Origin of the sequence: Shewanella vaxholmensis (genome assembly GCF_031932135.1) — a bacterium.
GTDB classification, from domain to species: Bacteria; Pseudomonadota; Gammaproteobacteria; order Enterobacterales; family Shewanellaceae; genus Shewanella; species Shewanella hafniensis.
Map to the genome: position 1 here is coordinate 110,133 of NZ_JAUOEV010000008.1, position 18,543 is coordinate 128,675.

Genomic DNA, 18,543 nt, shown 5'->3' on the forward strand with positions numbered 1-18,543 from the left:
CGTTTTTTTAGTCAGTTATTTTTGCGTGTAGAGTTCGTCATCACAATCACGCTAAAGTATTAACTTGTGTTAGGTACGGTTTGGTTAAAACGGCAGCTTATCTTCGAAATACCATTTACCGGCAGCTTCAAACAGAATGCAGTTCACGCTTCCTTTTTGTTTTCTGCCATCAGGTCTCACAAAGTAAAAGTTATAATGCAGATCTGCCATGTTTGTCATATCGGGATATTGCCCTATGTTATCTTTACTGGGGTCTCGAAAACTGGATTCTTGCTCGGAGAATACGATTTTATCTAATGGAATTTGACCGAACATTTCATTTTTATAACCATTGATGCTTAGCATGGCCATCTTCTTCGCTAACTTGCCCTCATTCCATGTCTGTAACATGGGATGAAACTCTTTAATGATGTCATCCATTTTGTTATCGCGAATATCCTGCATCATTTTGTCACAACGGGGTTTAAGCTCGGCAATTAATTCAGCAGGTAACTCTGAACCTGTGGCGTACATGGGGAATATCGCTGCAAGCCCTAGCAGTAGAGATATAGGTTTACCGAGTTTAAATAGGTAGAGTTTCTGTAATTTCATATGAGTTCCAATATCAAGAGTTTAATGCCACAGGGTTGAGGCCCGTATAGCTGACTTATATTTCGTAAGAAATACGCTATTTCTTCTCTGCTTGTCATCGCTATGCTGTTACAAACAGGGGAAGGTATTTCTGTAATTGAAAATAATAACATCGCGTTACTGCATCAGCTTGCGAGTGCGCCATGGTTCTAATTGGTATCTCATCATTTCAGGTAGTTATCTCGCTATAACGTATTGAGTAATTTGTTCACTGCATCGCCTGCCGCTGCGACCCTCTGAAAAAAAGGCGGCTGATTAAACGTTTCGGGTTGTGTAATGTGGTTACGAATATAGTCTTCGAGTTGTTTAACTTCGGGTAGAGATTGGGTTTGTACAAAGAATGATTGATAGTCAGGGATGGATGTCGTGCTTTTAATGCCACTAAATTGCCAAGCACGTGATACCGCTGTAGTTGCATAATCAATAGTGATTTCAGACTGACCATAATAGACGGCATTAAGTATTTGTTGTTCGCCTAAGAATACCAATATTTGGTCGTAACCTTTGTTGGAGACTGGCAGTAGTAACTCTCTTTGAACACTAAAAAAGAGGGAGTCTTCATTATCACTACCCATTGATAGCGCAGATAATGTCGAGGCGTTGAGGGATACATCAGAGGCTATTTTTAGTAACACTGAGCGATTAACTTGCACATTAAGGGTATTGCTCTTGCCGTAGGTATTTTTGACATATAATTCTCCCGAAACAGCGGTATTGGGAATATCAAAAATTAATTCAACTGGGTTGATTGAGCGAGGCACAATCTCTTGTCCAGAGAAAACCACTTTAGTCTGTTCATTAAAATGGCTGCCTCTCAGTAACATTTCAGCGCCCGGTTTTGCCCGCAGAGCCGTTTGCTCGAGTATTATGGGGATATTTTCATTACGATAAAGGATATCAATGCCATTGGCGCTGATTAGATTCGAGGCAACAAAATACATTTGGGTTACATCAGCCGGCAAAATGAAATCCACACTTGCATCTTGATTTACTTCGACTGGCATATTGATTGGTCCACCAGACTTACGGGCAAATACAAGTAAACCATCACTCAGACCTTCACCCAGTATTCGATGTTTTTTATTCGCGATGAAAACGTCTTTTATTGGTATTAGTCCATCGTGTAGATAATAGATAGTTCTAATTTCTTTATAATTTTCAGAAGGGTAAGCCGCAGATTTTACTCTTGAATGAGGTTCTATATCATTGACATCTAAAATAAGATCGTCGTCGTCATCGAGATCGATGAAATCAGCCAGTGCATCGCCATCAAAATTGAGCGGAGATTGACTATTCTTACCTACTTCCATTGCATCCAATACCGAGTTTCCATCGGCATCAAGGTCAGCAAACGCTGCTAATCCGTCATTATCTAAGTCAGCCGCACCCTCCAAGCCATCTTTTATTCCATCTGCATCAGTATCATCATCGAGCCAGTTGGGTAAGCCATCGCCATCGACGTCATGAAGCATCAGATTGTCAGATTTATATACATAGAACTCTTCTCCGTCATAAATACCATCCTTATCAGTATCCTGAGAATAGGACTCAAAACCGAAGGCTGGTTCTATTGCGTCATCAATGGCATCTAAGTCATTATCAAAGAATGCCGCTATCGAATAATCAAAGTCCGATCTGCCACGAAATAACTTGTCATTGATGGCCAAGTAGTAAACACCTGATTCTCTTGGTTTTACCTGAATTGCTCGTTTATATTGACCGACAGGCTGATAGTTTGGCGCCCATGCAAGGATAGCTAACCCCTTGCTATCTAGCACTGCCATGCCTGGTGAGAAATCATCATTTTTGGAAGATAATAAAAACGTGACTGATTTACCTGCCTCTAGTTTTATCCTATAAAAATCGAGATCGTTGACTTGTTGCACAACCCCAGATATACGCAATGGGATTTGATCTACATGAGTCGCAACATCTTGGTTATTATTGAATTCTTCCTCAGTGACCAAGACGTACTGACTTCTTGATTTATCAAACGGATAATCATCCAATTCGTCGGGCACTCCATCGCCATCTTCATCTTTGTTCTCCCAAGTGCCTTGATGCTCTGAGGGGGTGACAGTAGTTGCTTGCGCAAATAGCGGCATGGTTAAAAGGGCGATTAAGGATAGGATCCGAGCTAAGCGGGAAGATGGCAAAATAAACGTCCTTGTGATGAAGCTGCTCTTGGCGAAGAGAGTGATTAAGTGTTTGACCATTAATGTCAGGTTGCCGTTTTTTTAGTCAGTTATTTTTGCGTGTAGAGTTCGTCATCACAATCACGCTAAAGTATTAACTTGCTCACCAGAATAAGCGATTGTTCATTAATGGGTTATTCATCTTGCCAAATCCCTGCCTAAGTTGGTGGGCATAACGCTATATAGCGTGACTTTATAGTTAAGTCATTAGTCTATTTGGGGTTCTGTTAAATCTACAGAAAATACTCTTTAAACAGCAAGCCTGTTACCGCCACTAGGGCTACTAAGGGAAAAGTGATAAACATGCTGCGAGCGACAACGGCTAATGAGTGTCGACGCTTTTGCAGAGTGATTGGATCGTTGAAGTAGACCAGAACATACCATGATGTAGGTTGGGTTTGGTTTTAGAAAGGAATTTATATAGGGAGTCATTAATCATTATATTTTAAATCCTTAACTTTAATATGGTTAAAGGTAAAGGCTTGGATGTAATTTGTGATTTTACAGTCCAAGCCAACTATGTATTCTAATTGATTACATACCAGTTATTGTCTGTTTTATCATGGATGAACAAACAATAAGGTTCCCATGTTAATTCGTCATTGACAAAAGTAATCTGTAGTCTTACTCCGATTTTTTGATTTATATCATATGGAAGTCTATGATCTCTTTCTGTAATGGCCTCTTCTTGTGAACTCAATATCTTGATGGTAGAAAACTCGCCTCTTTGATATTTTATTTGTGCATCCGATTTTTTCTTGACTCTTTTTTTGAGGAGAGTTAATGCCGTTTTGTCTTTTTCAAGATCTGGGTGATAATAACTCAATACGGTATTTAGGTCACCATTGACAAAGCCTTTTTGTAGTGTGATGCATTTTTGATTTAGTTCTTCGTAGTCTGCGGCGCAGACTGCGAAAACTGGTAAAATACATATAAGGCTTAGAGCTAGATAATTTAATTTCATAGGTTTAATCTCTTTTAATCTACAAATACTGCTGAATATATACCGTTCTTACTCGGTAGTATTTCCGCTTTTGCGCAACTGGTTATTTTACGAAGCAACATTATTTATTTTCGCTTTGAGGTTTTCTTTTTGTGCATTGTATAATTCCCGACTAAAAAATCTAGTTGCTTCTACTGCAAATCTTTCCAACGCTATATAGTCTGGGTTTGCTGTATATTTTAGGTTGTCCATATGGCTGGCAATATATTCAGCCAGAGTTCTTGTCGCTGCTAATTCACCAATGGCTTTGTATGTATTAATCCATTCAGTCGTTGGAACGCTTCGTCTAATACCCGATTTATACCAAGCGACTGATATAGCACTGTCTAAAGGGGAAATGCTTGTCTCTAGCGGTATGTCAAAAACAGCACGGTAAAGATAGGGGAAGTTGACTCCATGTTCATCTTGATGCATGACAACAATAATATCGTAACCACTGCCAACGATAACACTAGTAGAATGCATAGAGGATACAGGATACCGCTTCTTCGTTGGTGACTGGTATGACACTGCGAAAAGTTTTGTTGTATCTATATTTATACTGTTTGGTTCAACAATCGTTAGTGCTATATTTTTCCCAACTTTTATGACTCGGCTATTACTATTACCATAGGTTGTTTTTAAAGATATTTTAACTTCTGGTGATAAACCTGAAGGTAAAATAAAAGTCAAACTTGATGTAGAATTAATAGAAGGTTCGACTATTAAATCATCAATCAAAACTTTTGTGTCTTCGAAAAAATTCTTGCCAGTTAATTCTATTGTAGTTCCTTCAGTAAAGTACTGTTCATTAAGTGCATTAATAATGGCAATTCGTTCGTTGGAATAGTTAACTGCAACTCGATTCGAACGAAAGCCGTCAGCGACAAAATAGATGCTCTTGGCATTTCTGGGCATTAAAAATGTAATATTCTCAGAATTATTACTGGTAACAGGTATGTTCAGCGGTGGAATTTCTTTTCCCATATCAAATACTAGGAACCCTGTACCTATTAGTCCGCGGCCACTAATGCTGTGGGCTTCTTCTGCAATGTGTATGTCATGTATCGCTTCCCTATTATAAATATAAGATGTGTATACAATATTTCTATAACCTGGCTCGCCAGGCATGGCAACTTTTAAGGCGTTAAGGGGATCGTTATCATGGATATCCAATAAACCATCATTGTCATCAACGACATCCAAAAAATCGTATAAACCATCATTATCAGAGTCTTTTGGCATCATATTCGTGCTTCCGACTTCGGAATCATCATTCTCTCCGTTGCCATCAGAATCAAGGTCGACAAAGCTGGCAAAGCCATCCCGCTCTAAATCAAACACTCCTTCGACACTGTCGAGAATGCCATCACCATCACTATCATCGTCTAACCAATTCGGGATCCCATCTTTGTCAACGTCGTGAGAGTATATGTTTGAATAATCATATGCATAGAATTCATTGGCATCAAATATTTTATCATTGTCAGTATCAATGACTATGTTTGACAATCCGAATGCAGGCTCTAATGAGTCATCTAGACCATCAACATAGTTAGCAGAGAAATGTCGTTTGATTGTATTCACTGGATAGTCGAAATACACCATCAAATAAAACATCTGTTTCAGCGGGTAATGAAGAGCGTCTAGCTTTAATAATTTACCTGAAACTAAATTGATGTCGATCTCATAAATAGTACGAGTGGTTACCCCCTTATTGGTTTGCACCCAATACACAATATCGATATGACCGATATCTTTTTTTGTTAGCTCTAATTGACCATTTGGTTCATTGACTAGACTGTTGACAGGTAATGAAATTCTGTCGCTATTGATGTACACATGCTGTGCATCATTCAATTTGTATTGATTCTTGATTAAGTAATGCCTGATTATAAAATGTCCAGGGACTAGGCACATATTGATAATAACAAGTGTCAGTGGCACTGTCGGGAACTGTGGGAATAACGCAATTGCACCAGGGGTGATAAAAGGCACTAAGCACATTAATAGCAAGCCCAAAGATAGCAGTAACTGCTTAGGCATAGACAGGGGATAGAAAAAAGAAACCACTTTAAGTGACATATCGCTAGTGGTGCTAAGGGTTTCCATTCCTTTAAAATGAGTTGTTTCAAACCAAGATTTGTCATTGATAGTTAACTTTTCTTGCATACTCTCGCCTTTGCTACAGTAATCCAATGGATTACTGTAATGCTAAATTTAATATAGTGAGTCTAACTGAGTCAATATAGTTGTTCGCAATTTAACGCTTTATAACAAGTTAAGCAGATACCAATTATCTTCCACTAAGGCGAAGCGACAATGACCTGAACTCCCTTCTTCTTTATTGGTTTGGGGGTTAATTGAGTCAAAATGGTAACCTATCCAGAGTTGAATGTTATGATCTCGACGTTTTGCTTCAGAGCTTACTGTATTATTTTTGAATTTTTAGCATCTTCGAAATAATAATTAGCATACTCGGCTAAATTAAAATTATTTATCCCGAAATGATTTTTTGTGTAGTATTTATCATGTGTTATTTTTAGATGTTGTGCGACTTGTGTATCCGTTACCGCAACAGGGTAAAAAATCGATTTAAAAAGTGCAACATCTTGGTTTTTTACAACATCAACGGCTTTTAAACAGTTGGCTTGTGGTACTGAGATATCAAGCTCGGCAGGGGGGGCAACCAAATCATATTCAGAGGCCATAGTATGGCTAGATACCAGCATTAGTGTGGCAGACAACAATGGTTTTAGCATTTAACTTCCTTATTAATATAGTGATTTTATTTGACGGCACCATAAGTAATTCATGATAGAATTTAGAATGTTATTAATGACAATTGATTTATATGCCATTTATTTAAAAAGGCATTAGCCAAGAGTGCTAGAACCACTTTCTAACTTATCCTCGACGCCATTGCCATCAGCATCTCTATCTAAAAAATTTGGAATGGCGTCATTATCTAAATCATTACTTCCCTCTAATTTATCGCTAAATCCGTCGCCATCAGAGTTAGAATCTAACCAATTTGGAATAGAGTCATTATCAATATCTAAACTTTTATTTATAGTGCCGAAGATAAACTCGAGTCCATCTAAAATTTTATCCTTGTCCATATCATTTTCTAGTAGGTAAGAACCCAGTGCTCGTTCTTTAATATCATCAAATGAATCAACGTCAGTATCGTTAAAAAATACAATTTCGTAGGAAAGATCTGGCCCGCCGGCAAAGTTTTCATCAATTAAACTTAATTGATATGCACCAGGGTCATATATTGGAAAGTTCACTACGTAGATATTCGGTTTTGCGTATCGATATAAAAAGATGTCATTCATAACAAGACCATCTTTATTTGAAATGTACACTTGTGGTTTAAATCGAGCTGATGACGTTTTGAAGACAGCTGTGTATTAAGTTCGGTTGTTACAAACTTAAACAGATCTCCTTTGTCCAATTCAGAGCTTATAACCCCTCGTACTATGACTCCTTGATCTATTTCGATTGGTGTGGCCACTGATGGGTTGTCATTCGGTTCCTGCTCTATAAATACTGGATATTTATTTCTGCTTGCATCAAACGGATAATCATCCAATTCATCTGGCACCCCATCACCATCTTCATCTTTATTTTCCCAACTGCCCAGATGTTCCACAGGATCTGTGGTGGGGGGTGTTATGGGATCGGTTGTTGGAGGTGTCGGTGGCGTGCCACCCTCGCTGGGTTCCAACTCGCCGCCACAGGCGCTTAAGCCTAGACTGAGTGCGATTAAAAGTACCAGCTGCAGTGATTGTTGTTTGATATTAAAATCCTTTTTTATCAATTCCATATCGTACCAAAAATCTAAGTGAGGCTTATTTTATCAAAACTGGCATAGCAGAGGTATTATCACTTAAGAGGTAAACTAATGGCTAACGTAATGAATAAATAGCCTAATGGCTATAAGGCCCTTTGTAACCAAATTGAAAGAGGCCTGTGCTTCGGTGCGATAGACCTAAGTCAATACTTGATTATTTTAATAGTGGGTGCCTTCACTCACCGGGAGCGTCCATATATGGCCATATTAATCTCGCGGTAATCAGCAATTAGCATAATCTGGTACCATATGATTACCTACAATAACGTAATAACCTTCCACTGGTTTTGTAAATAGGCTAGCTTGCAAGTTCCAAACCCTTGTATAGCCTTGTTAGTCTTTGGTGATATCGTGTCGAAACGGTATGTAACCCACAACTCTAAGTCATGTCCACGCTGCTTAGCGTTTTCGCTAACTAAACTGCTGCTAGAATTTTTAGCATCTTCAAACGCTAACGCCTCATTTTCATCTATTTGATAATTATCGATACCTAAATATGAGATTTTAAAATATTTATCATGTAACTCAGATAAATATACTTTTACTTGCTCATCCGTTGCTGGTATTGCAGCAAACACCTTTCTGAATAAGTTTACATCTTGATTTCTAACAACATCGACTGACGCTTTACACAATGCATTCGGCACTGACTGATCAATTTTTTTTGCTGCTGCCAACCACTGAATTAAATCTTCATCATCAGGAGAACCCATTGAAGGCGTCGATATAAGTAGAAATGAAATAATAGCGATCAATTTGTACATAAAACATCCTTTTAATTTTACGTTATTGCTTTACTAACTCTTAAAAACTCACAATCAATCATATATGTAATCAGTTGAATATACACTAAAAAAAATAATGTTTCACTAGCATGCCTGTGACAACGACATTGGTTAAAACAGGAAGTGTGAGGGCTATTATATTAGGCAAAAAAGTCCATGACCAATTGCCGTGCTGCGTTGTCATTGGATAGTCAAAAAAACGCAGCAGATAAACAATCTGCTTAAGCGGGAAATACATCGCATTAAGGGTAATGACTTCACCGTTTTTTAGCTTAATATCACACGCGGTAATATGATTGCGCACATGTAGACGATGCATTTGAGATTTATACTTTACCGTGAGGCGCGCAATGTCATCGCGTTGTAACTCCAACGTCCCCAATGTTTTTTTGATTATTGCATTAGCTGGAATGGCTAGACGCTGCTGGCTCACATAGCAACGTAATGTCCCGCTAATACCGTAATGCCGCCTCACCAGCCAATACCGCCCTATTAAATAGACAGGTAATAATCCCACGTTGATTAATACTAATGCACGAGCAAGCTCAGTATTAGGGAAGTTAAGAGGTAACACAGTCAAACCGACCATAAAAATAAGCAATGACAGCGAAATACCGAAAGGCAGAGGGTAAGCTATATTAGCGACATATAAACTCACATCACTCTGTGCATTAAAGTTACGCATCCCTTTAATGTGCAGGTTATAAAACCAAGATTTATCATCTAACTCTATTTTTTTAGCCATATTTACTTCTGATTATTTGTTCTTTCTATAAATTTATTCTCATAATAGTTTTACACTGACCATCGCAGAGATAAAACGACAACAAGTAAACAGCGGTTAATGTATGCCACATAATGCGAATAAGCGTTTAATACATAAAACTGCGCCCCTTTCGGGGCGAGTTAAATTAATTACCAGTCGTAGGGCACTCTGTTGGCTCAGTTGCAGACTCATTCAATAATACTAATGGTACTGAAAGCTTAGATTTACTTTTACTGACAACATTAGAGCCACTTTTAACCGTTAGCTGATACGTCTTATGTGTATTAGGGCATAAATCTCGTCCAGATAACTCATCTCCGCTGACACTAATAACATCACCTGCAAATTCGATATAATAAGTTGCAATACCGTCATCAGCCCTAATACCCGTTAATTTCACAGTGTGATCACCATCATCTAATGCAACTGTTAATGGGCCCACCTTTCGTTCTGGTTGATTATTATCATACACTACCCGGTTATCCACACTCAGTTTAAACACATCATCGTTCAAATTACCGTTATCTCCAAAAGTAATAAGTACAGATCCTGGTCCTGAGAATGGATATTCATTGCTTAAACCACCAGCTACTTCAACTGTGACATAACCAGAGGCAACCCCACTAGGAAGAACAACCGTTAGTGAGTCAGTAGATGCAGATTTGACTGGGGCAGTTAGGCGTTGACCATTTGCACCACTAAAAGTGACTTGATTACCTGAAACTGAGCGACTAAAGCCAACCCCCGTAATAACAACTTCTTCACCCGCACTGGCTTTAGCGGGGGTAATATCCGCAATCGTTAAATCATTGCCTATGAGTATGTCATAAGGCACAGTTGCAATTTTATCAAGATGTTCAACCTCTACTTTTAATGGGCCAACAGCGGCTTCTATTTCACTCATATACTGCAAATAAAACGTCAACTCCGTACCTTGCGTATTAACATCAGATACCTTTGCAGACAATTCCTTTTCACTATTACCAAGGTCGTAAACCCTAACTTGGGGCGGAGTTGGTGGAAAACCTAAGCTACTAGGTATTTTTGCCATGCCACTTCCAACAATGGTAAAACCTTTAGTCTGGCCTGTTTTTTGGATCATACGCGGGGTAATGTCAGATGCTTTAAGGCCCCACGTAACAAGAAAATCAAGTTTAGTAGGTACCACAATTAAATCTTTAATCGTCGCCACCATATCTATCATTGAAGAAGCGAGAGTACTTGCTTCATATGCCGCAGTAACCTGCCCCCAACCAGGAATAAACTTCTCTGCTACTTTTTGAGCTATTTTTAAAGCAAACTGTTCTGGGGTAATTTCTAACGTAGATAGAATTGCTTTTGTCACTGGGCCATAAGAACCAAGATCTAAAGGATTACTAAGTACCTTTTTAATTTCACTCTCATACAAGCCTTGGCCTATTGCGCTAGCAAGATTCGTCCAATCCGCTTCTGTAATTGTATCTTTAGATAAAATCTTAGCCACTTCTTGGCCAATACTTGGCACACCGGTATAAACCGCTTTGATGATTTTTAATACTTTATCTTTAGAGCGATGCTCCGGAGCATCTAAATCGATGCCTGCTGCATCAAACAATATGGAATAAAAACGAATAACTATGTTGTCAATAATCGTTCTTATGGCGAGGTATTGGCGAGCTTTATTGGCTTTTATATTATAGTCTTCAGTACCATTAAACTGATATGGACTTGGGCCAAAAACACCGTCAACACCTGGTGTTACTATTTGATATAAACAGTCTTTATAAACACATTTATCAATAAGTGAGTCACTAGACCAAACATCAACACCAAGAAACGTCCCAGTAATCGGCCCGAGCATAGCGTTATCCCAAGGCTGTGAAACATGATTTTCAATAGGTGAGTTTAATGATGCTAAGTCTTGTTTCATTAATCCAGTCTTTGGGTCTAACGCATAAACTCGAGCACTTAGATATAACTGACTGCGATTTTTTAACTCTATACATCCATCTAAATTGAGCACTTGGTACCATTTAGGGTCAACCCCTTCACCACAGTTATTCGCTAATTCGCCTTGGTTTTCAAGAAAAGTTGTAGCCTCCATCGTCATATCAAAAGCATTCCAGGTTCCAACGGTTTCTGGGTATGAGACAATAGTGGGTTCTAAAGCTGATAATACAGAGTTATTTCTATCATTGAGCGTATAATTAGAAGGGTTAACTTGGCTTCGACTTGTTGGGGGGGATTTTTGAATGCTCGTTAATTCTTTAAGCATACGTGCTTCGTAATTAGCTAAAAATTTTACGGTTTCATCTGAACGATTTTTAAAACTAAAAAAGTCACTGCTCTCAGTTAAGTGCGCTTCGACCTCAGAAACATACTCTTCATATACCGATGTTTTTTCAATAAATTGTGCAATTTGCTTCGTATTTAGCCCTCTAGGTTCAAGGTAATAATTTAACTGCAAAACCATATTGGCCAATGCTGTTGAACGATATGAAAATTCGAGGTTTGTATCACCAATATAATGAATAGCGCTTAAGTAGCTAACTAACTCATAACCATTATTGGTATAAGTAAAAACAACTTCAGCGCTTGTCCCCATTTTCTGAATCGTGTAGTTATCGGATGATAGTGGTAAAGCTAACTCCGGATAAATCCCACCAATAGCTGTAATTTTTTTCGCATTTGGAGCGTCAACATTAACTTGTACGTTTTGTTGTACGATAAAAGTAATGTAATTACTTTTACCCACACTATTATTGACAGAATAACTACCGCCAGTAATACCTTCTGGCACGGTTAATCTTAATTCATGACGATTAAGGTATTGAGTTACAGCTGGAATTGAATTAAAAAAGACTAAGGTATCATCATCAAAATTGTCCCCCTGCAGTGTAATCACATCGCCTGCGGTAACTTCCTTTACATTATTCACTTTAAGTAAAGGTAAATCAGCGCTACCAACTTCAATAGGGTATGACTCTGACTTAACCTGACCAATAGCTAGCGAAACTTCTCCGCTGCCTTTGACTGTTGGCATTAAAAAACTTAGATAGGTTAATCCATCATCAGTGCGAGTTGTAATAGGGTGCAAATTAAACAGTTTTCCTTGAATATTTACAACTAAAATTGGCGAATTAGAGGAACTTGGATAACCATCAACTTCAATTTCAAATTTGTCACCAGACCTGACAAAATACTTAACCTTTGTATCTTCATACAAGGTTGCTATCGTCTCAATAAATAAGTCACCTGGTTTTTGCCATAGCTGTACTTTAGCCGGTGAAAGCCTTTGCAAGTCATTAACATCAAAAATACCATCATTGTCATCATCAATATCAAGGTGATCGATAATATTATCGTCATCAAAGTCTAATGGTGAATTAGCAGAACCGCTTTCTAGTTGATCGTCCAAATTGTTGCCGTCAGAATCCCTATCTAAAAAATTAGGTATACCATCGCCATCAATATCACTATCACCTTCAAGTATGTCAGAGAATGTATCACCATCAGCATCTTCATCAGTCCAATTAGGTAAATTATCCCCATCGGTATCTAAACCAAATAAGTACTCCAAGCCATCAAGTACTTTATCTTCGTCCATGTCATTTTTAATTAAATTAGATGCAAAAGCACGCTCTTTTATATCATCAAACGAATCCACATCTTCGTCATTAAAGAATATGATTTCGTAAGACAAGTCAGGGCCACCAGCAAAGTTTTCATCTATAACACTTAATTGATAAGTTCCTGGTTCATAGAGAGGAAAGTTAACTACATAGATATTAGGAGCGGCATATTTGTATAAAAATATCGCATCTATAACCAAACCATCGGCATTTGATACATATACTTGTGGTTGAAAGCGAGATGATGGTGTTTTAAAGATCGCAGTTAACGAGCGACGTTCTGCAACCTCAAATTTAAACAGGTCACCTTTATCGAGCTCCGAACTAATAACACCTTGAACTCTTACACCGGCGGTAAATGCAATCACTGTCGCTACACTAGGATTATCATTAGGTTCCTGCTCGATAAATAGCGGATATTTACTTTTACTCGCATCAAATGGATAATCATCCAATTCATCTGGTACCCCATCACCATCTTCATCTTTATTTACCCACGTTCCAACAAAATCACTCGGATCCGTAGGGTCAGTTGGATCTGTTGGATCGATAGGATCTGGAGGTATTATTGGATCTGTGGGTGTATTAGGACCTTCACCTGGTTGCAAATCTTCATTACAGCCACTGAGGTTTAAAGTGCTGGCGATGAGGATGGCCAGCCAGACGGATTTATATTTCATTGTCATAGTTCCCTTTTAACAATTTTCCTAGTTTCAGCTTGAATTTATATTCAGTTAAATGATTACTTTTTATGACCCTAGTACCTAAAGGGACTTTGCATACGCATAAGCCCTTGTGAGACAAGAGCGAGGTAAATATCTCCAGTTGCTACGCCTATTGCATTACAGGCAATTTGATCACCGTTTGGTTGGTATAGTGGTGAAGTCACTATGCTTTCTATTACATAGTTAGCGAATGGCACTATTAGTTTTTGACACCACCTGACTTCTATTTGCAACAGATTGGCATCTTGGATATTTAGGTTCCGGTCCTTGCTAATGTTTTCAACCTTTGGGTTGCGATACATTAAGTTATTATTCGGCATTTCATATATATACCCTTTAGGATATTTACTCCGAACCTTGAATTTATCGAATACCACTTTGTCAGGGCTTAGGATGCGTATCTCACTTTGGATAGCGGTGGCGATCTTTGCATTGGCAAGCGCTTTAATGATGTCGGCCATGTCAGTGCCGTGGGCAAAGAGCGGCATCATGCCTTCAGCTAAACCTTTACGTATCTCTACTATGTTGCCGTTATACAAGGTGCCCGCTCGAACTGCTTTAATTGTGGCGGAATCTAATGTGCTTTTGGCTGAATAGATAAATCCCCATTGGGCTATTAGCATCATTGCAACCAATATGATTGGCATCAAGAAGGGCAGGCTAAGGTTGAATTCAACCATGCTCTGCCCCCGTTGTTTATGTCTGTCCAACTTCATTGTGCTTCCTGGGGCTCGGGCGAGCGATCATTACTTTGCAGATCGTTGAGTGCGTCTAGTAAAGCGTTTATTTGTCGTCCTACTGGAGTATTGCCATCGCCCTGACGTTTTGCTGATGCTAAGACTTGAGTGGCTTGTTTGAGCCTGACTAAGCTGATGTTGTACCAGGATTTTTGGTTTTCTGGTTCGAGTTGCAAACAGCGCATATAGGCTTCTATAGCGGCCTCATGGCGACTTGTTCGCGTATAGATATTCCCCAATCTAAACCATGCTGGGGCATAGTTAGGGACGCTGTTCAGCACTTGTAAATACAGGCTTTCAGCTTGATCTAGCATTGCCATTTTATAGGCATGCTCTGCCTCTGCCTGTATTGCCACTATTTGCGTATTGTTCTTCGCTTCTTCTTGCTCTGCGGTCGATGCACATCCTACGATATTGCTCAGACCCATAAAGCAAAGTAACAAGATTAACTTACGTGCCATGTCAGAACCCTTCCCTCTATGATGTTTTTTTGTGTTGTTGTGCCAGCAAGAAGCTCAAGTACCTTCGTCGCGCCAAAACAAGCACTGGCCCGATAGGGTTTGAGATGTGGTTCAATCTTGATTACTACGTCATGCTTATCCAAGTAGACAATGTCTAATGCGTAAGTCATGCCTAATGTATGAACAGAATTACAAGGTGCAATGAGTAGGCCCTGCTCTTGTGTCAGTTGTTGTCGTCCTAATAAACCACGCAGACGGAGCAATGGAGTATTGGCGATAAAAACATCAACTTTCTCGCCTGTTTCAGTTTTTAATATGGCGTGTGGCATTTTATAACTCATACATAAACTTCATCGCGATAGGGAAGGCTAGGATCATAAATGTGACTGGGAAAATGAAAATAATCAGCGGAAACACTAATTTTACTGGTGCTTCTAACGCCTTTTTTTCGGCTCGTTGAAATCTTTCTACCCGTCGTTGATCTGACTGAATTCTAAGTGTATGGCCAAGGCTCGCACCCGTTTTTTCGGCTTGGGCGAGGGCACTGACTAGGCTGTTGACTTCGGTCACTTGGATACGATTTGCCATGTTACGGAACGACTGCGCACGGGACATACCAGCGCGCATGTCGCGGATGACTTTTTCAAATTCAATTCTAAGTGGCCCAGCAGGACCGCGTTCAACGGCTTGGCTAAGTGCACCTGCCATGTTCAATCCCGCTTCAATCGACATTGTTAAGTAGTCGAGGTATACGGGGAGGGCTTTGATTATTTGACCTTGACGTTTCTTACGAAGATCGTTGAGTGTCAAAACGGGTAGAAAGTAGCCAAATAGGGCTGAGAGCAGTATGTAGTTGATACTGATGTTGTCGAGTAATAAGCAACACAAGAATGTCAGACTAACGGAGAACAGTGTGCTAATGATTCTGATAGCAAAATACTGCTCTGCGGTCATCATGTAGGATAAGCCAGATAATTGTAATTTTTTGGCGACACGTTCGAGATAATCAACGCTAAGATTTTCACTGATATAGAAAGCAAATAGGCGTACGAGCGGCCACAATAACTTGAGACCGGGTGATAGCGGATCCATAAACTCACGGTTATCTGCAGGAACTCTTCGGTAAATGCGGATGCAACTGACTGCCAGAAAGACTACAGAGAGAGTAAAAACGCAAATTATTAGGTTAACCATGTTGCATTGCCTCCTTATACATCAATGGCGACAATTTTACGGATAGACATATATCCGCTAATGAGCATGATTGTAATGAGAGCGATAAGTGCCCATCCCAGAGGTTCAGTTAAAATTCTGCCCATTGATTCTGGCTCCATGTGATAGAGCACTACACCGATGAAGATAGGCAGGAGAGTCATCACCACGCCCTGCATTTTCCCTTGGGAGGTCAGTGCATCAATTTTGCCTTCCATTTCAATCTTACGTCTCAAGGTTGCAGATAGCCTGAGTAATACTTCAGCGAGATTACCGCCGACTTCTCTTGATATTTGCATCCCTGCGACGACCAATTGAAACTCATCTTCTGGGATACGCTTGAGCATGTTGTCTAATGCTTGGTTGAACTCGACACCAAGACGCTGTTCCCGAAGAAACAGTTGAAACTCTTGGCGCATAGGCGCCTCCATTTCCTCGGCCATAAATTCAATTGCGCTGCTGACGTTAGAGCCTGACTGCATCGATGAGGCGATCATGTTAAGTCCGTCGGGCAATTGATGAACAAATTTTCGGCGGCGACGTTTATGGAGAAACTGATAAGCAAATCGTGGGACTATAGCAAGTATAATACTGATTGTTATACCTATTACCCAGGATCCTAAAAAGATTTTTAGTAGTATTGGCACCGATATTAGCGTTGCCATGTTGAGCAAAAATAATTGATGAGGTTCGATAAATAAGAACATATCAAACAGGTTTGTTCGGGCCGATGTGGTAAAGGTTTCCTGATATCTGTGGGCGAGCTTTTCCGACAGATGTTTCAATGACCAAACTAAGAGTGTGACAGCCAGGAAGACCAGTGCTGCGGCAATGAGGGCGCTATTCATATCGAGCTTCCTTGTCGAATATATCCAGCTGGACTTTTACGCCTTGCCTACGTAGTTGCTCGTAGAACTCTGGCATAGTGCCAGTCGCAGTGTAGTAACCTTGGACTTTACCTTGTTCATTAAATCCGGTTTGTTCAAACTTAAAAATTTCTGATAGTTGGACTATAGAGCCTTCTAAGCCCGTAACTTCACATATGCTAGTGACACGTCTTGATCCATCGGAAAAGCGAGATTGTTGTACTATGATGTTTACCGCAGAGGTGATTTGTTCACGGATAGCAAGCACAGGTAAATCCATTCCAGCCATCATAACCATGACTTCTAGACGTGATATGCAGTCCCTAGGGGAATTTGAGTGAGCCGTTGTGAGCGAGCCGTCATGGCCAGTGTTCATTGCCTGCAACATATCTAAAGCCTCACCGCCACGACACTCACCGATCACCACTCTGTCAGGGCGCATTCGCAAGCAGTTCTTTACCAGATCTCGAATTTCTACTGCGCCTTTACCTTCTTGGTTCGGAGGGCGAGCCTCTAGTGATACTAAGTTAGGTTGATACAGTTGTAGTTCGGCGGCATCTTCTACAGTAACAATGCGTTCGTTATCTGGGATAAAGTTCGACAATACATTGAGTAAAGTCGTTTTGCCTGATCCTGTGCCGCCGGAGATAACAATGTTGCGTTTCTGTTTGACAGCCATTTCGAGAAAGCTTGCCATGGCGGTGTTCATTGAGCCGAATTTTACTAGATCGTCACAGCCTAATCGCCGTTGCATAAATTTTCGTATTGTAATGCAAGGCCCTTTTAATGCTAATGGCGGAATAACTGCGTTGACTCGAGAGCCGTCTTTCAAGCGAGCATCAACCATAGGTGAACTTTCATCAATTCGCCTGCCTATTGGAGTTACGATGCGCTCAATGGCTCCAAGCACTGCTTGATCATCGGAAAAGGCTATGTCAGACAGGTAGAGTTTACCGGCCTTTTCGTAAAAGATTTGATCGTGGCTGTTAACCATGATTTCGCTAACGTCTGGATCGGCGATTAAGGCTTCTAGTGGGCCTAAGCCTATAGTTTCATCTAAAACTTCTTTGACTAGGGAGCTAACTTCAATATCTGCGGGTAAGCTAAAACCTGCGATAATTTGATTGATTAGAGATTCACTCTGAGTGCGTAACTCTATATCACTCATTTCGTTGACATTGACCCTACGCAAGTCCATAAGCTTGAGCAACTCAGTATGCACTTTACGGCGCCATTCATTTCTTACTTTGATCTTCTGTATCAACTCATGGTCGATTACCGAAGATTGTTGTTTTTCAGCCTGAGGGACAATTGAATCTAGCGCACTCTGCTCCTGTGGGCTTGGGACTCCGGAATGAACACTGTTTCCTGCAGCTTCATGTGGAGCTGATTGTGCATCATATTGTGGATCGCTGGTATGTACTCTTAGTTGATAGTCACCTACCTGTATTTTGTCAGTAGTCACAATCGGTCCATAGGATTTATATCTTTGATCGTTAACTTTTAGTCCCGTAATACTTTTATTATCTTCAATGAAAATACCATTTTTATCTTGTCTCAGAGTGGCATGGTTTTTTGAAATTTTAAGCCCTCTGAGTACGATTAATTGGCTTGGGTCTTTGCCTATTTGGCATTCGGAGTGAATACATTGGAACTCACCCACTTTTGTCCCTTTGGTCGTGCTGACGATGACGCTAAACATGCCTTTCTCCTA

16 protein-coding genes are annotated in these 18,543 nt (G+C 39.9%); all 16 read right to left on the reverse strand.

Annotation, left to right across the window (positions count from 1 at the left end):
• Window positions 1-84 precede the first annotated feature (84 nt).
• Complete coding sequence (locus Q4Q46_RS09315; protein WP_311905795.1) at window positions 85-591, reverse strand: hypothetical protein; 507 nt, start codon at window positions 589-591, stop codon at window positions 85-87.
• Between the two features lie 224 nt (window positions 592-815).
• A complete protein-coding gene (locus Q4Q46_RS09320; RefSeq protein ID WP_311905796.1) occupies window positions 816-2,786 on the reverse strand; it encodes a hypothetical protein in 1,971 nt (656 codons plus the stop codon).
• Between the two features lie 565 nt (window positions 2,787-3,351).
• Entirely contained in the window at window positions 3,352-3,789 is a 438-nt protein-coding gene (locus tag Q4Q46_RS09325; protein ID WP_259544510.1) for a hypothetical protein, read from the reverse strand.
• Window positions 3,790-3,876: 87 nt separating this feature from the next.
• Window positions 3,877-5,979, reverse strand: a complete 2,103-nt coding sequence (locus tag Q4Q46_RS09330; RefSeq protein WP_311905797.1) for a thrombospondin type 3 repeat-containing protein — start codon at window positions 5,977-5,979, stop codon at window positions 3,877-3,879.
• 254 nt (window positions 5,980-6,233) lie between these two features.
• Window positions 6,234-6,569 (reverse strand): hypothetical protein, encoded by a 336-nt coding sequence (locus Q4Q46_RS09335; protein ID WP_311905798.1) that lies wholly within the window; start codon window positions 6,567-6,569, stop codon window positions 6,234-6,236.
• A gap of 114 nt (window positions 6,570-6,683) precedes the next feature.
• Entirely contained in the window at window positions 6,684-7,148 is a 465-nt protein-coding gene (locus Q4Q46_RS09340; protein WP_311905799.1) for a hypothetical protein, read from the reverse strand.
• Complete coding sequence (locus Q4Q46_RS09345) at window positions 7,145-7,639, reverse strand: hypothetical protein (protein WP_311905800.1); 495 nt, start codon at window positions 7,637-7,639, stop codon at window positions 7,145-7,147. The genes Q4Q46_RS09340 and Q4Q46_RS09345 overlap by 4 nt, the downstream gene beginning before the upstream one ends.
• 284 nt (window positions 7,640-7,923) lie before the next feature.
• On the reverse strand, window positions 7,924-8,430 hold the full coding sequence (locus tag Q4Q46_RS09350; protein WP_259544504.1) for a hypothetical protein: 507 nt from the start codon (window positions 8,428-8,430) through the stop codon (window positions 7,924-7,926).
• 85 nt (window positions 8,431-8,515) lie between these two features.
• The gene (locus Q4Q46_RS09355) at window positions 8,516-9,196 is read right to left on the reverse strand and encodes a hypothetical protein (RefSeq protein ID WP_311905801.1); all 681 of its coding nucleotides are present in this window, start codon (window positions 9,194-9,196) and stop codon (window positions 8,516-8,518) included.
• Window positions 9,197-9,362: 166 nt separating this feature from the next.
• Window positions 9,363-13,508 carry an IPT/TIG domain-containing protein gene (locus Q4Q46_RS09360; RefSeq protein WP_311905802.1) on the reverse strand — a complete coding sequence of 1,382 codons (4,146 nt, stop codon included), beginning with the start codon at window positions 13,506-13,508 and terminating at the stop codon, window positions 9,363-9,365.
• Window positions 13,509-13,585: 77 nt separating this feature from the next.
• On the reverse strand, window positions 13,586-14,269 hold the full coding sequence (locus Q4Q46_RS09365; RefSeq protein WP_311905803.1) for a TadE family protein: 684 nt from the start codon (window positions 14,267-14,269) through the stop codon (window positions 13,586-13,588).
• Window positions 14,266-14,751 carry a tetratricopeptide repeat protein gene (locus Q4Q46_RS09370; protein WP_311905804.1) on the reverse strand — a complete coding sequence of 162 codons (486 nt, stop codon included), beginning with the start codon at window positions 14,749-14,751 and terminating at the stop codon, window positions 14,266-14,268. The genes Q4Q46_RS09365 and Q4Q46_RS09370 overlap by 4 nt, the downstream gene beginning before the upstream one ends.
• Window positions 14,736-15,092 carry a DUF192 domain-containing protein gene (locus Q4Q46_RS09375; RefSeq protein ID WP_311905805.1) on the reverse strand — a complete coding sequence of 119 codons (357 nt, stop codon included), beginning with the start codon at window positions 15,090-15,092 and terminating at the stop codon, window positions 14,736-14,738. The genes Q4Q46_RS09370 and Q4Q46_RS09375 overlap by 16 nt, the downstream gene beginning before the upstream one ends.
• Window positions 15,082-15,945 carry a type II secretion system F family protein gene (locus Q4Q46_RS09380; RefSeq protein WP_311905806.1) on the reverse strand — a complete coding sequence of 288 codons (864 nt, stop codon included), beginning with the start codon at window positions 15,943-15,945 and terminating at the stop codon, window positions 15,082-15,084. Before Q4Q46_RS09380 ends, Q4Q46_RS09375 begins: the two co-directional genes overlap by 11 nt.
• Before the next feature lie 14 nt (window positions 15,946-15,959).
• Window positions 15,960-16,811: a type II secretion system F family protein gene (locus tag Q4Q46_RS09385; RefSeq protein ID WP_311905807.1), complete on the reverse strand. Its 852-nt coding sequence runs from the start codon at window positions 16,809-16,811 to the stop codon at window positions 15,960-15,962.
• Window positions 16,804-18,531, reverse strand: a complete 1,728-nt coding sequence (locus tag Q4Q46_RS09390) for a TadA family conjugal transfer-associated ATPase (protein ID WP_311905808.1) — start codon at window positions 18,529-18,531, stop codon at window positions 16,804-16,806. The genes Q4Q46_RS09385 and Q4Q46_RS09390 overlap by 8 nt, the downstream gene beginning before the upstream one ends.
• Window positions 18,532-18,543: the final 12 nt, after the last annotated feature.

Coding starts and splice junctions, on each gene's coding strand:
- Q4Q46_RS09335 (WP_311905798.1), bottom strand. CDS start 6,569: ATGCTAAAACCATTGTTGTCTGCCACACTAATGCTGGTATCTAGCCAT.
- Q4Q46_RS09385 (WP_311905807.1), bottom strand. CDS start 16,811: ATGAATAGCGCCCTCATTGCCGCAGCACTGGTCTTCCTGGCTGTCACA.
- Q4Q46_RS09360 (WP_311905802.1), bottom strand. CDS start 13,508: ATGAAATATAAATCCGTCTGGCTGGCCATCCTCATCGCCAGCACTTTA.
- Q4Q46_RS09370 (WP_311905804.1), bottom strand. CDS start 14,751: ATGGCACGTAAGTTAATCTTGTTACTTTGCTTTATGGGTCTGAGCAAT.
- Q4Q46_RS09345 (WP_311905800.1), bottom strand. CDS start 7,639: ATGGAATTGATAAAAAAGGATTTTAATATCAAACAACAATCACTGCAG.
- Q4Q46_RS09390 (WP_311905808.1), bottom strand. CDS start 18,531: ATGTTTAGCGTCATCGTCAGCACGACCAAAGGGACAAAAGTGGGTGAG.
- Q4Q46_RS09350 (WP_259544504.1), bottom strand. CDS start 8,430: ATGTACAAATTGATCGCTATTATTTCATTTCTACTTATATCGACGCCT.
- Q4Q46_RS09355 (WP_311905801.1), bottom strand. CDS start 9,196: ATGGCTAAAAAAATAGAGTTAGATGATAAATCTTGGTTTTATAACCTG.
- Q4Q46_RS09365 (WP_311905803.1), bottom strand. CDS start 14,269: ATGAAGTTGGACAGACATAAACAACGGGGGCAGAGCATGGTTGAATTC.
- Q4Q46_RS09340 (WP_311905799.1), bottom strand. CDS start 7,148: ATGAATGACATCTTTTTATATCGATACGCAAAACCGAATATCTACGTA.
- Q4Q46_RS09325 (WP_259544510.1), bottom strand. CDS start 3,789: ATGAAATTAAATTATCTAGCTCTAAGCCTTATATGTATTTTACCAGTT.
- Q4Q46_RS09375 (WP_311905805.1), bottom strand. CDS start 15,092: ATGAGTTATAAAATGCCACACGCCATATTAAAAACTGAAACAGGCGAG.
- Q4Q46_RS09380 (WP_311905806.1), bottom strand. CDS start 15,945: ATGGTTAACCTAATAATTTGCGTTTTTACTCTCTCTGTAGTCTTTCTG.
- Q4Q46_RS09330 (WP_311905797.1), bottom strand. CDS start 5,979: ATGCAAGAAAAGTTAACTATCAATGACAAATCTTGGTTTGAAACAACT.
- Q4Q46_RS09315 (WP_311905795.1), bottom strand. CDS start 591: ATGAAATTACAGAAACTCTACCTATTTAAACTCGGTAAACCTATATCT.